Source organism: Microbacterium sp. NPDC097977 (assembly GCF_040302605.1).
Lineage (GTDB): Bacteria > Actinomycetota > Actinomycetes > Actinomycetales > Microbacteriaceae > Microbacterium.
This window is the reverse complement of sequence record NZ_JBEOUR010000002.1, coordinates 55,711-68,014: the sequence shown is the minus strand read 5'-3', so window position 1 is coordinate 68,014 and position 12,304 is coordinate 55,711. Positions and strand designations below refer to the sequence as shown.

The window sequence follows — 12,304 nt, the reverse complement described above, 5'->3', positions numbered from 1 at the left end:
ACTGGGTAAGATCGAGAGCACAAACCACGGGAGTCCGGCGAGCCGGGCTGAGAGGGAGCGAATCGCGCTTCGACCGTCGAACCTGATCTGGGTCATGCCAGCGCAGGGAGGAGTCACTGATGAGTACATCCACGTCCGGATCCACCACCGGGTCCGCACCCGCATCGGCATCCGCCGCCTCGGCCTCTCGGGGCCTCGGCCGCCCGGAGCTGTGGCGGTGGCGGGTCGTCGACATCGTCGTCGCCAGCGTCATCGCCGTCGCCTGCGCGCTGATCTTCCTGCTCTGGAACGTCGGGTACGAGGTGCCGAGCAGCATCCTGAAGCCCCTGCTTCCCGGAGTGCAGGGGCTCCTCGCGGGCCCCTGGCTGATCGCCGGCGTGCTCGGGGCGCTGATCATCCGCAAGCCGGGTGCGGCGCTCTATACCGAGCTGGTGGCCGCGGTCATCTCGGCCCTCGTCGGCAATGCCTGGGGTCCGCTCACCATCGTGTCGGGCCTCGTGCAGGGTCTCGGTGCCGAGCTCGTCTTCCTCCTCTTCGTGTACGGGGTCTGGCGTCTCCCGGTCGCGATGCTGGCGGGCGCCGGGGCAGGACTCGCCTGCGGCATCAACGACCGCATCCTCTGGTACGCGGGGGCGGACACGCTCTTCACCACGGTCTACATCGTCTCGACCACCATCTCGGGTGCGGTGATCGCCGGGCTCGGAGCCTGGCTGATCGCCCGGGGTCTCGCGGCCACGGGCGCGCTCGGCCGGTTCGCCGCCGGTCGTGAGGTCACCGCACGGGTGTGAGCGCCCCCACGACACCCGCCACCCTCGAAGCCCGTGGCTGGGGGTGGCGGTACGCCACGCGACTGCGGTGGGCCGTGCGCGCCGTCGATCTGCGTATCGAACCGGGGGAGCGCGTGCTGCTGCTCGGCTCCTCCGGTGCGGGCAAGTCCACCCTGCTCCAGGGCTTCGGCGGTGTGCTCGGCGGGGCCGACGAGGGCGAGACGCACGGCGCGCTGCTCGTCGACGGCCGTCCGGCGGCCGCAGAACGCGGCCGGGTGGGCATGGTGCTGCAGGACCCCGACACGCAGACGATCCTCGCGCGGGTCGGTGACGACGTGGCTTTCGGATGCGAGAACCTCGGCGTTCCCCGTCAGGAGATCTGGACCCGTGTGCGGGCGGCGCTGGATGCCGTGCGGCTCGACGTCCCGATGGATCGCTCGACCTCGGCGCTCTCGGGCGGGCAGAAGCAGCGGCTCGCACTCGCCGGCGTGCTCGCGATGCGACCCGGGGCGATCCTGCTCGACGAGCCGACCGCCAATCTCGACCCCCAGGGAGTGCGTGACGTGCGGGACGCCGTGGCCGCGGCGCTCGAGGTCAGCGGCGCGACCCTCGTCGTGATCGAACACCGCATCGACGTCTGGCTGCCGCTGGTCACCCGGGTGATCGTGCTCGGCGCAGACCCCGAAGGCACCGTCGTGCTCGCCGACGGCAGTCCGGACGAGGTGCTCGGGGCGCGCGGCGCGGAGCTCGCGGCATCCGGGGTCTGGGTGCCGGGGCATCCGCCGATCGCGCCCCCCGCTCCCGCACACGACGCCGGGGAGCGCCTCCTCGAGGCGCGCGGCGTCACCGTCGCCCGGCAGCGCGGCCTGCCCGTCGCCGGTCCGCTCGACCTCGAGGTGCGCGCCGGCGAGGTGCTCGGGGTGACCGGTGCGAACGGCACGGGCAAGTCGACGCTCGGGCTGACCCTCGCAGGCCTGCTCCCTCCGGAGGACGGCCGTGTCCGCGCTCTTCCCGCCCTGGCCGCAGGCGAGCGGGACGATCCCTTCCGATGGTCGTCGCGCGCGCTGCTCACCCGCATCGCGACCGTGATGCAGACTCCCGAGCATCAGCTGCTCGCGAAGACCGTGCGCGACGAGCTGGCGGTCGGCCCTCGGGCGCTGCGGATGCCGGAGCCCCAGATCACCGCGCGCGTCGACGAGCTGCTCGACCGCCTGCGACTCGCATCGGTCGCCGGGGCGAATCCGTACACCCTCTCGGGGGGCGAGAAGCGGCGGCTGACGGTCGCCGCTGCGCTCGCCACCCGCCCACGGATGCTGGTCCTCGACGAGCCCACGTTCGGTCAGGACGCCACCACGTGGGCCGAACTCGTCGCGCTGATCGCCGATCTGCGGGATCAGGGCGCCGCTGTCGTCGCGATCAGCCACGATGAGGCCGTCCTCGAGGCCCTGCACGCCCGACGTCTCGAGGTCGGGCGATGATCGACCCGCTGACCGCCCGCATCGAGCGGCCGGGACCCGTCGCTCCGCGCTCCGCGCTGGCGAAGCTCGCCGCCGCCCTGCTCATCGCGGTGCCGCTCGTGCTGACGATCGACGTCGTCTCGGCATCCGTCGCGCTGCTCCTGGAGATCCCGCTGCTGCTGCTCGCCGGTCTGCGTGCCCGAGAGTTCTGGATCCGCACCGCCGTGCTGTGGGTCGCGGCGCCCCTGAGCGCCGTCACCATCGCTCTGTACGGCGCGACGAGCGGCACGGTCCACTTCGAGTGGCTGGTCATGCGCGTCAGCGACGGGTCACTGGCGCTCGCCGCGGCGACGGCCGTGCGCGTGCTCGCGATCGGACTCCCCGCGGTGGTGCTGTTCGTCACCGTCGACCCCACCGACCTCGCGGACGACCTCGCGCAGCGCGCGAAGCTCCCCGCCCGTTTCGTGGTCGGAGCGCTCGCCGGAATGCGCATGCTCGGTCTGCTCGTCGATGACTGGCGTGCGCTCGCGCTGGCACGGCGTGCCAGGGGTGTCGCCGACGAGGGGCGCGTGCGCCGCGCGTTCGGCATGGCGTTCGCCCTGTTCGTGCTCGCCATCCGGCGTGGGTCGTCGCTGGCGACGGCGATGGAGGCGCGCGGCTTCGGCGGTCCGGAACCGAGATCCTGGGCCCGCGAATCGACGTGGGATCGTCGCGACACCCTGCTGGTGCTCCTCGCCGCCGTCATCCCGGCCTCGGCGATCGCGGCGGCCGTGGCGACGGGGGCGTGGAACTTCATCCTCGGCCCGACCGCCTGATCGGCGACCGCCTGACCCGGCGACCGCCTGACGATATTCAGCATTCTCATAGCTGGAATGCCGATGTATTCGCTAGCATCGAGTGAACCCAAGGGGAGTACTCCACCACGGGCGGCTCGTCATTACGGATGTCCCTGCATCCCGGGTCCCCGGTCCTCGTTCGCGAGGATGGAGAAGACCTTGGCGTCGACATCGTCACGCCTACGTCTTCTGGAGACCTCTTGAACATCACGCCTCTCGTGTGGATCATCACGATCGCCGTCACGATCGCCTTCTTCGTGTACGAGTTCTTCGCCCACGTGCGAAAGCCCCATGAGCCCACCATCGGCGAATCCGCCCGCTGGTCGGCGTTCTACATCGGCCTCGCACTGCTGTTCGGCGTCGGAATCGGCGCGGTGTCGGGCTGGACGTACGGCGGCGAGTACTTCGCCGGATACCTCACGGAGAAGGCGCTGTCGATCGACAACCTCTTCGTCTTCCTCATCGTGATGACCGGCTTCGCCGTGCCGCGCAAGTATCAGCAGAAGGTGCTGATGATCGGCATCGTCATCGCGCTGATCATGCGCGGTGGATTCATCGCGCTCGGCGCGGCTCTGATCGAGAACTACTCCTGGATCTTCTACCTCTTCGGCGCGCTGCTGCTGTTCCTCGCCTACCGTCAGGCCTTCGCCCACGGCGAGTCCGACCCGGCCAACGGCCGCTTCATGCGCCTCGTGCGCCGCATCCTGCCCGTGAGCAACGAGTACAACGGCGACCGCCTGACCGTCCAGCGAGACGGCAAGCGCTTCTTCACCCCGATGTTCCTCGTGATCATCGCGATCGGGTTCATCGACCTGATCTTCGCGGTCGACTCGATCCCCGCGATCTACGGCCTGACCGAAGAGGCGTACATCGTCTTCACGGCCAACGCCTTCGCCCTCATGGGTCTGCGTCAGCTGTACTTCCTCATCGGCGGTCTACTGGAGCGCCTGGTGTACCTGGCGCAGGGCCTCGCGGTCATCCTCGCCTTCATCGGCGTCAAGCTCGTGCTGCACGCGATGCACGTCAACGAGCTGCCGTTCATCAACGGCGGCGAGCCGATGCTGTGGGCGCCCGAGATCCCCATCTGGTTCTCGCTCGTGTTCATCGGCGCGACCATCGCCGTGGCGACCGTCGCCAGCCTCATGAAGACGCGCCGCGACGACCGGATCGATGCGGCCGCGGCCTCGACCTCTGCACCCCTCACCACCGACACACAGAAGGAACACTCGTGAACCAGTCGCGCCGCTCCGACGCGTCCGCAGACCCTGACAGACCCGGTGCCCGAGTGACCTCGGGCACCCCCGCACCGCTCGAGGTGACCCGCTGATGGGCGATCTCGCGGTCAACATCGCCCTGGTGTTCGTGTTCGTCCTCGTCGGCGGAGTGTTCGCCGCGACGGAGATGGCACTCGTCACCCTGCGCGAGAGCCAGCTCAACGCGATCGCCGCTCGCGGCAAGCGCGGCGAGAAGGTCGCGGGCCTGGCGAGGAACCCGAACACCTTCCTCTCGGCGGTGCAGATCGGCGTGACCGTCGCCGGGTTCGCCTCTGCGGCGTACGGTGCGACCTCGATCGCCCCGTCGGTCGCGCCGCTGCTCGAGAATCTCGGCGTCGCGGCACCGCTGGCGCTGACGCTCGCGACAGTGCTGCTCACCCTCGTGATCGCGTACCTGTCCCTCGTGCTGGGCGAGCTCGTGCCCAAGCGCCTCGCCATCCAGCGCAACGCGCAGTTCGCCTACGCGGTCGCACCGGTGCTCGACGGCTTCGCCACGATCATGCGACCCGTCATCTGGCTGCTCTCGGTGTCGACGAATGCGGTCGTGCGCCTGCTGGGCGGCGACCCGAACAAGGCGGCGGACGAACTCAGCGACGAAGAGCTGCGCGACATCGTCGCGACGCACCAGAGCCTGCCCGACGAGGAGCGACGGATCCTCGACGACGTGCTGTCCCTGCGGGGACGCCAGGTGAGCGAGGTCATGCGGCCGCGGCCCGAGGTCGTCGCGCTCGACGGCGCCGCGCCCCTGGCCGAAGCGATCGCCCAGGTGCGAGAGCTGCCGTTCTCGCGGTATCCGGTGATCGACGCCTCGCTCGACGACATCGTCGGCTTCGTGCACGTGCGCGACCTGTTCGAGGCCGCGGCGGCCGATGCGGAGCGACCCGTGGTCGAACTCATGCGCCCGGTCGAGTACGTCCCGTCGACGGCCGGGGTGCTGCCGACGCTGACCCGCCTGCGGGCGTCGTCGCACCACATCGCGGTCGTCGTCGACGAGTACGGCGGAACCGACGGCATCGTGACCCTCGAGGACCTCGTCGAAGAGGTCGTCGGCGAGATCTTCGACGAGTACGACACCGAAGAGCGGATGCCGGCCGCCGGCGGCGCCCTCGACGGACGCCTGAATCTGCAGGACTTCGCCGAGATCACCGGGATCGCTCTGCCCCGCGGGGCGTCGGACACGGTCGCCGGGTTCGTCACCGAGATGCTCGGACGCCTCGCGGTGGTGGGCGACGCGGTCGAGGTGCCCGGTGCGACGATCCGCGTCACGGCCGTGGATCGTCGACGGATCTCGGAGATCCGCGTCGCGCTTCACGAGGGAGCGGATGCTCCGGTCGAACCCGCCGGCGAGAACTGACGCTCAGGTCTCGTTCCACAGCCTCCGGTAGTACTCCAGCCGCTCCCGATCGGGGGCGACGCCGTAGGCCTCGATGAGCGCATCGGCCCACCCCGGGCCGAAGTTCCACTCCGTGCTCATCGAGGCCGCGGCGAGGTCCGCCCAGCGATCGGCGACCCCGAGGGCTGCGAGGTCGACATGCGCGAGCGGCCGACCGTCGTCGTCGAGCAGGGTGTTGGGCATGCACGCATCGCCGTGGCACACCACCAGCAGGTCGATGCTCGGCGGCGTGCGCAGGTCGTCCGGCACGGCGACGCCGCGCTCGAGGGCGTTCGAGATCCGCCACTGCGGGCTCCAGTTCCAGGGGCAGTGCTCGACGGGCAGGGCGTCGTGCAGGCTCCGCAGCGCCCTCCCGACCGCGCGCACCGCCGTCGCGGGCTCGTCGGCCCAGCGGGGGTCGACGGCGCTGACGCCGGGCAGCGCCGCGGTGACCAGCCACTCGTGGGTGGCGTCCTGGCCCTGATCGAGGACCTCGGGCACCGCGATCCATCGGCGAGCCCAGCGCATGCGCACGGCCTCGTCGCGCATGTTCGCCTCGGCATCGTGCGGACCCCACTTGATGTAGCGCCCGTCGTCGGTGCGGAAGGTCACGCCTCCGATGCCGTTCACCCAGACGGGGGCCAGTGCGGCCTCGCCGGCGAGGGTCCGCACGACGGCCGGGATCTCGACGGCCTGGCTCGGGATGCTCACGGTGCGGGTCCTCCTTCCGGTCGGTGACGGCTGCACGACCATTCTCTCGTGCGGCCCTTCCGTCCGCCTCCCGCGGCGTAGGCTCGTGGTCGACGGGCCGCCCCCGAGCGGACCGAGGCTCAGTCTGACACTCCGAATCAGCTAAGCTGACACTGAGTCGCACCCGTTTCGAAGGAGAACCGCATGCAGATCCAGGGCTCGAGCGCTCTCATCACCGGCGGTGCGTCCGGTCTGGGCCTCGCCACCGCGCGCAGGCTCGCCGCCGCCGGCGCCGTCGTCACCGTCCTCGACCTGCCGTCGTCGCACGGCGCCGACGTCGCCGCCGAGCTCGGTGGGGTGTTCGTCTCCGGCGACGTGACGAACGCGGACGACGCGGCCGCAGCCGCCGCCGCGGCACAGGACACCGCCCCGCTGCGCATCGTCGTGAACTGCGCCGGCATCGCGCCGCCCGCCAAGGTGCTGGACCGCGAGGGCAACCCCGCCGCGCTCACCGACTTCGAGCGCGTCGTGCGCATCAACCTGGTCGGCACCTTCAACGTGCTGTCGCAGGCCGCGGCCGTCATGGCGAAGAACGACCCGACCGACGACGGTGACCGCGGCGTGATCGTGAACACGGCGAGCGTGGCGGCGTTCGACGGACAGATCGGGCAGCCCGCCTACTCCGCCTCCAAGGGCGGCGTGCATGCCATGACCCTGCCGGTCGCCCGTGAGCTCGCCCGCCACGGCATCCGCGTCTGCACGATCGCGCCCGGCATCATGGAGACCCCGATGCTGATGGGGCTGCCGCAGGCCGCCCAGGATTCGCTCGGCCAGCAGGTGCCGTTCCCCTCGCGACTCGGGCGTCCCGACGAGTACGCCGCCCTCGTGCAGCAGATCGCCGAGAACGGCTATCTCAACGGCGAGACCATCCGGCTCGACGGCGCCATCCGCATGGCACCGAAGTAGACCGCGACCCCCGACCGCGACCCTCGCACCGCCGCCCACGCTCCAAGGAGACCGCATGTCCCTCGCAGGAAAGACCATCCTCATGTCCGGCGGCAGCCGTGGCATCGGCCTCGCGATCGCGCTGCGCGCCGCGGCCGACGGCGCCAACATCGCGATGCTCGCGAAGACCGACACCCCGCATCCCAAGCTCGAGGGCACCGTGCACAGCGCTGCCGAGCAGATCCGCGCCGCGGGCGGACGCGCGCTGCCCATCGTCGGCGATGTGCGCGACGATGACGACATCACCGAGGCCGTGCTGAAGACGCAGGGTGAGTTCGGCGGCATCGACATCGTCATCAACAACGCCAGCGTCATCGACCTCTCGCGCTCGCTCGACCTCGGCGCCAAGAAGTACGACCTGATGCAGGACGTCAACGTGCGCGGTACGTTCATGCTGTCGCGCGCGGCGATCCCGATCCTCAAGGATGCCGAGAACCCGCACATCCTGTCGCTGTCACCGCCCCTGAACCCCAGCCCGAAGTGGCTCGGAGCGCACACCGGATACACGCTCGCGAAGTTCGGGATGACGATGGTCACTCTCGGGCTCGCCGCGGAGTTCGCCCGCGACGGGATCGCCGCGAACACCCTGTGGCCGCGCACCACGATCGCGACGGCGGCGGTGCAGAACCTGCTCGGCGGCGACCGGGTGATGGCCGCGAGCCGCACCCCCGACATCTATGCGGACGCGGCATACGCCGTGCTGTGCAAGCCCGCCGCCGAGTACACCGGGCAGACGCTGATCGTCGAGGACGTGCTCGAGGCCGACGGCGTCACCGACTTCTCGGGCTACGCCGCGGTGGCGGGCACCCCGGACGCGCAGCTGTTCCCCGACATCTTCCTCGACTGACGCTCCGCCGACGGCATCCCGGCCGAGGGCGGGCAGGTCAGAAGAGCAGGTAGACGGCGCCGGCGATCGTCAGCGCGATCACGATGCGGTCGAACAGCACCTGGTCCATGCGCTTCGCCAGGCGGATGCCGCCGAGGGCGCCGATCACGACGAGCGGTGCGAGTACGGCGTCCATGAGCAGCACGTGCCCGTCGAAGAGTCCCAGTCCCGCGAGGAACGGGATCTTGACGAGGTTGATGATGGCGAAGAACCAGGCCGAGGTGCCCAGGAACACCTGCACCGGCGTGCGCGTCGCCAGGAAGTACATCGACAGGACGGGCCCGCCCGCGTTCGCGACCATCGTCGTGAAACCACCGAGCGTGCCGTAGACGCCGGAGAGCAGGATGCCGCCCGAGGCCGGTGCGACCGCATCCGCTCTGTGCTGCCGCCATCGCCGCCACAGGGTGACGGCGATCATCGCGAGCAGGATCACTCCGATCGCGCGCCGCACGATCCCATCGCCCGCGAAGGCCAGGAATGCGAACCCGGCCAGGAGTCCGGCGACCACGGCCGGGGCCAGGCGCAGCAGGGTGGGCCAGTGCGCATGCCGCCGATAGGTGATCAGGGCGAAGACGTCGCCCACGATCAGCAGCAGGAGCATCGCCGCGGTCGAGGTGCGTGCGGGCAGGACGGTCGCGAACAAAGCGATCGCCAGGATGCTGCCGCCCGGCAGTGCGGTCTTCGAGACGCCGATCGTGAGGGCCGCGACGCCGAGTGCCGCCCAGGCGAGGGGCTCGAGTCCGATCACCGTCGCGCGAGGGGACGTGCGGTCATGAGCGGTGCTGCACCGGTCATGAGTGGCGCTGCACTGGCCAGGCCTCGACAACGTCCTTCGACGCCTTGAGCCCGAGACCGGTGTGCTCGCGCACCAGCTTGATCGCATGGATCCTCTCGTCGGCGGCGACGAGGCGGTCGACCTCTGCCGCGACGGATGCCGGAAGGGCGCCGCGCACCGACGACGGCGTGGCCGTGATCGATGAGTATGCGGCCGAGGCGTTCGAGACCGCCGCGAGATGGGGGGCCGTGGTGCTGACCGACCAGTGGTCGATGCGGTCCTTCGCCTCCTGCAGGCGCACACCGGTGTTCTCGCGGTAGACCTTGATGGCCTGGATCTTCTGTCCGGCGGCGACGAGGCGATCGATCTCGGCGATCGCGGTCGGGCTGAGCGCCGAGGCCGACGCGGTCGAGGTGGAGGTGGCGGCGACAGAGCGCCCCATCGTGGGGGACGGGGTGTACGTCTGCGGCTCGGGGGGCTGCGGACGCATCGACCGCAGTGCGGCAGCGAGGATCAGCACGCCGACGGCGATGACGAGGATGACTCCGCCGATGACGAGGATGGTGTCCATCCGCTCAGTCTAGGGACGCGTGCGCTCTCGCCGAAGGGCCTTCCCATCCGCCACCGCGTACCCTGGAGGTATGACCGAGACTCCCCGCACGCCCGAGACGCGCCCCGCCACGGCTCCCGCGTCGTCCCGTTCGGGGGCTGTCCGCTCCACCGGACCCGCCCAGGTGCGTCCGGCGACCGAGGGCTGGACCCAGCTGAAGGATGCCGAGGGGCGGCCGCTGCTGCAGTTCGCGAGCCCCAAACGCGGCAAGCCGCCGGTGCACCTCGCCGATCTGACCCCTGCCGAGCGCATCGAGAAGGTCAAGGAGCTCGGCCTGCCCGGCTTCCGCGCGAAGCAGCTCTCGACCCACTACTTCCGCCACTACACGTCGGATGCGGCGGCGATGACCGATCTTCCGGCCGACACTCGCGAGCAGCTCGTCGCAGGCATGCTGCCGCCGCTGCTCACCGAGGTGCGCCGCCTCGAGACCGATCGCGGAGACACGATCAAGTTCCTCTGGCGTCTGCACGACGGTGCGCTCGTCGAGTCGGTGCTCATGCGCTATCCCGGCCGGATCACGCTGTGCGTGTCGAGCCAGGCGGGATGCGGCATGAACTGCCCGTTCTGCGCCACGGGGCAGGCGGGTCTGACCCGCAACATGTCGACCGCCGAGATCATCGAGCAGATCGTCCGCGCCAACCGTCTGATCGCCGAGGGCGGTCTCGGCGGCAAGACCCTTCGTCAGGCTCAGGGACCGGGGCAGACGCCGGAGCGCGTGTCGAACATCGTCTTCATGGGCATGGGGGAGCCGCTCGCCAACTACAAGCGGGTGATGGACGCGGTGCGTTCGATGGTCGCACCGCAGCCCGACGGCCTCGGCATGAGCGCACGCGGCATCACGGTCTCGACGGTGGGTCTCGTGCCCGCGATCAAGAAGCTCGCCGACGAGGGCATTCCGGTGACCTTCGCCCTCTCGCTGCACGCGCCCGACGATCACCTGCGCGACGAGCTCATTCCGGTGAACTCCCGCTGGAAGGTCGACGAGGCGCTGGATGCCGCCTACGACTACTACGCCAAGACCGGCCGTCGTGTCTCGATCGAGTACGCGCTGATCAAGGACATGAACGACCATGCCTGGCGTGCGGACCTGCTCGCCGACAAGCTCAATGAGCGCGGTCGCGGCTGGGTGCACGTCAACCCGATCCCGCTGAACCCGACGCCCGGCTCGATCTGGACCTCGTCGGACAAGGACGTCACGGACGAATTCGTGCGCCGACTGAACGACGCAGGCATTCCGACCACCCTGCGCGACACCCGCGGCAAGGAGATCGACGGCGCGTGCGGTCAGCTCGTCGCGACGACTGAAGACGAGGCCACCTCCGCAGCGATGGCCTGAGGCCCAGCGGAACCGCTCCGATCGCGGAGGCCGTCCCGGCGACCGAGGTGCTCGGCGCGCGACAGCCATGACTCGATGCGTGCGGGGCTCGCGTCCTTGACGCCGAGCATCCGGGTGGTCCGAACGGAGCGGATGCCGCAGAACCGCAGCGTTCCTCGGGCGACGTGCGTCTGCGCCGGCAGTCCGGTGAACGGCGTGAGGAACCACGGGGTGTCCGCCAGCAGGAACAGCCGACCGTTCGCGGCGGTCAGCAGGCCCTCGGGCATCCCGAGCCTCGAGTAGCGGTACTCCTGCTGCGGCAGGAGTGCCCGATCGAAGAATCCCTTGAGCAGCGCGGGCACCGATCCCCACCAGAGCGGCGTGAAGACCACGACCGTCCGCGCCTCGGCCAGTGCGCGCTTGGCGTCGATCAGGTCGGGCTCGAGCGGCATGCGCTCGCGGTAGCCGAAGCGCAGCGACGGGTCGAAGTCGAGATCGCGCAGGGCGAGGATGCGGGCGTCGCCGTGGGCCGCGGCGTACCGACGCGCGAGTTCTGCGGTGAGGGATCGGGCATCCGGGTGGCCGTCGATGATCAGTGCGGAAGACATGCGGACTCCTATGTTGACAGTGTCAAGCTTTGGTGGACACTGTCAAGATAAGCAACAATGTTGCTTGTGTCAAGTTCCCGATCCGGCTATCACCACGGCGACCTCGCCCACGCGCTCGAGGCGGCGGCGATGCAGCTGCTCGTCGACAGGCCGGCGCAGGAGATCAGCCTGCGCGAGGTCGCGCGCGCGGCGGACGTGAGCCACAACGCGCCCTATCACCACTTCTCCGACCGCCGCGGTCTGCTCAAGGTGCTGGCCGAGCGGAGCATGGCCGATCTGGTCACGGCGGTGCGCACGTCGATCGAGGGCGCCTCCGACCCGGCCTCCGCCGCGGTCGAGGGCGGAGCCGCCTACATCCGCTTCGCCGTCGAGCACCCGCACGGCTTCGACGTGATTTACGACCCGACCGTGTGCATCCCCGGTGAGCCCAGCGAGACCATGGCGCCGCTGATCGCCGAGCTCGAAGAGCTGCTGTCGACCGCATCCGTCGCCGCGGGCCTCGAGAGCGAGAGCGGCGTCACCGCCGTCTGGGGACTCGTGCACGGCCTCGGGACCCTGTGCGCCGCCGGGCACTTCTCCCTCGACGATGCGCTCGCCGCGAGTGCCGAGGCGCTCGCTCGCATGCTCTCCCGCTGACCTCCGCGCTCGGGCTGCGCGCCCTCCGCGCTCGGGCTGCGCGCCCTCCCCGCGCCGGCGGAACAGCGCCGCA

At 70.3% G+C, this 12,304-nt stretch carries 13 protein-coding genes and 1 riboswitch; of the genes, 9 read left to right on the top strand and 4 right to left on the bottom strand.

Annotation, left to right across the window (positions count from 1 at the left end; genetic code table 11):
- Positions 1-16 precede the first annotated feature (16 nt).
- A riboswitch (TPP riboswitch) is annotated at positions 17-126 on the top strand.
- The 5 genes from ABTZ43_RS00970 to ABTZ43_RS00950 all read left to right on the top strand — a co-directional run bounded on the left by ABTZ43_RS00970 (position 120) and on the right by ABTZ43_RS00950 (position 5,688).
- On the top strand, positions 120-788 hold the full coding sequence (locus ABTZ43_RS00970) for an ECF transporter S component (RefSeq protein WP_350537551.1): 669 nt from the start codon (positions 120-122) through the stop codon (positions 786-788). (Overlaps the previous riboswitch by 7 nt.)
- Entirely contained in the window at positions 785-2,245 is a 1,461-nt protein-coding gene (locus ABTZ43_RS00965) for an ABC transporter ATP-binding protein (protein WP_350537550.1), read from the top strand. Before ABTZ43_RS00970 ends, ABTZ43_RS00965 begins: the two co-directional genes overlap by 4 nt.
- Positions 2,242-3,039, top strand: coding sequence for an energy-coupling factor transporter transmembrane component T family protein (locus ABTZ43_RS00960; RefSeq protein WP_350537549.1), 798 nt, complete (start codon positions 2,242-2,244; stop codon positions 3,037-3,039). Before ABTZ43_RS00965 ends, ABTZ43_RS00960 begins: the two co-directional genes overlap by 4 nt.
- 221 nt (positions 3,040-3,260) lie before the next feature.
- On the top strand, positions 3,261-4,292 hold the full coding sequence (locus ABTZ43_RS00955; RefSeq protein WP_056415170.1) for a TerC family protein: 1,032 nt from the start codon (positions 3,261-3,263) through the stop codon (positions 4,290-4,292).
- A 94-nt stretch (positions 4,293-4,386) separates the two neighbouring features.
- Positions 4,387-5,688, top strand: a complete 1,302-nt coding sequence (locus ABTZ43_RS00950; RefSeq protein ID WP_350537548.1) for a hemolysin family protein — start codon at positions 4,387-4,389, stop codon at positions 5,686-5,688.
- Positions 5,689-5,691: 3 nt separating this feature from the next.
- On the opposite strand, the gene ABTZ43_RS00945 is transcribed toward ABTZ43_RS00950, so the two are convergent.
- Positions 5,692-6,417: a phosphotransferase gene (locus ABTZ43_RS00945; RefSeq protein ID WP_350537547.1), complete on the bottom strand. Its 726-nt coding sequence runs from the start codon at positions 6,415-6,417 to the stop codon at positions 5,692-5,694.
- A 183-nt stretch (positions 6,418-6,600) separates the two neighbouring features.
- Between ABTZ43_RS00945 and ABTZ43_RS00940 the strand changes: the two genes are divergently transcribed.
- On the top strand, positions 6,601-7,362 hold the full coding sequence (locus tag ABTZ43_RS00940; RefSeq protein ID WP_350537546.1) for an SDR family NAD(P)-dependent oxidoreductase: 762 nt from the start codon (positions 6,601-6,603) through the stop codon (positions 7,360-7,362).
- 55 nt (positions 7,363-7,417) lie between these two features.
- Positions 7,418-8,248, top strand: coding sequence for an SDR family oxidoreductase (locus ABTZ43_RS00935; RefSeq protein WP_056415183.1), 831 nt, complete (start codon positions 7,418-7,420; stop codon positions 8,246-8,248).
- Positions 8,249-8,285: 37 nt separating this feature from the next.
- On the opposite strand, the gene ABTZ43_RS00930 is transcribed toward ABTZ43_RS00935, so the two are convergent.
- Together ABTZ43_RS00930 and ABTZ43_RS00925 are read right to left on the bottom strand one after the other, a co-directional pair.
- The gene (locus tag ABTZ43_RS00930) at positions 8,286-9,035 is read right to left on the bottom strand and encodes a sulfite exporter TauE/SafE family protein (protein WP_350537545.1); all 750 of its coding nucleotides are present in this window, start codon (positions 9,033-9,035) and stop codon (positions 8,286-8,288) included.
- 43 nt (positions 9,036-9,078) lie between these two features.
- Positions 9,079-9,633 carry a ribosomal protein L7/L12 gene (locus ABTZ43_RS00925; protein WP_350537544.1) on the bottom strand — a complete coding sequence of 185 codons (555 nt, stop codon included), beginning with the start codon at positions 9,631-9,633 and terminating at the stop codon, positions 9,079-9,081.
- Between the two features lie 70 nt (positions 9,634-9,703).
- Between ABTZ43_RS00925 and rlmN the strand changes: the two genes are divergently transcribed.
- On the top strand, positions 9,704-11,008 hold the full coding sequence (gene rlmN, locus ABTZ43_RS00920; protein WP_188042288.1) for a dual-specificity RNA methyltransferase RlmN: 1,305 nt from the start codon (positions 9,704-9,706) through the stop codon (positions 11,006-11,008).
- Here rlmN and ABTZ43_RS00915 read toward each other — a convergent pair.
- Complete coding sequence (locus ABTZ43_RS00915; protein WP_149422178.1) at positions 10,957-11,595, bottom strand: NAD(P)H-dependent oxidoreductase; 639 nt, start codon at positions 11,593-11,595, stop codon at positions 10,957-10,959. The two genes, rlmN and ABTZ43_RS00915, sit on opposite strands and share 52 nt — an antisense overlap.
- A gap of 66 nt (positions 11,596-11,661) precedes the next feature.
- Between ABTZ43_RS00915 and ABTZ43_RS00910 the strand changes: the two genes are divergently transcribed.
- On the top strand, positions 11,662-12,231 hold the full coding sequence (locus tag ABTZ43_RS00910; RefSeq protein WP_045253331.1) for a TetR/AcrR family transcriptional regulator: 570 nt from the start codon (positions 11,662-11,664) through the stop codon (positions 12,229-12,231).
- Positions 12,232-12,304: the final 73 nt, after the last annotated feature.

Coding starts and splice junctions, on each gene's coding strand:
- ABTZ43_RS00970 (WP_350537551.1), top strand. CDS start 120: ATGAGTACATCCACGTCCGGATCCACCACCGGGTCCGCACCCGCATCG.
- ABTZ43_RS00960 (WP_350537549.1), top strand. CDS start 2,242: ATGATCGACCCGCTGACCGCCCGCATCGAGCGGCCGGGACCCGTCGCT.
- ABTZ43_RS00950 (WP_350537548.1), top strand. CDS start 4,387: ATGGGCGATCTCGCGGTCAACATCGCCCTGGTGTTCGTGTTCGTCCTC.
- ABTZ43_RS00940 (WP_350537546.1), top strand. CDS start 6,601: ATGCAGATCCAGGGCTCGAGCGCTCTCATCACCGGCGGTGCGTCCGGT.
- ABTZ43_RS00935 (WP_056415183.1), top strand. CDS start 7,418: ATGTCCCTCGCAGGAAAGACCATCCTCATGTCCGGCGGCAGCCGTGGC.
- ABTZ43_RS00925 (WP_350537544.1), bottom strand. CDS start 9,633: ATGGACACCATCCTCGTCATCGGCGGAGTCATCCTCGTCATCGCCGTC.
- rlmN (WP_188042288.1), top strand. CDS start 9,704: ATGACCGAGACTCCCCGCACGCCCGAGACGCGCCCCGCCACGGCTCCC.
- ABTZ43_RS00915 (WP_149422178.1), bottom strand. CDS start 11,595: ATGTCTTCCGCACTGATCATCGACGGCCACCCGGATGCCCGATCCCTC.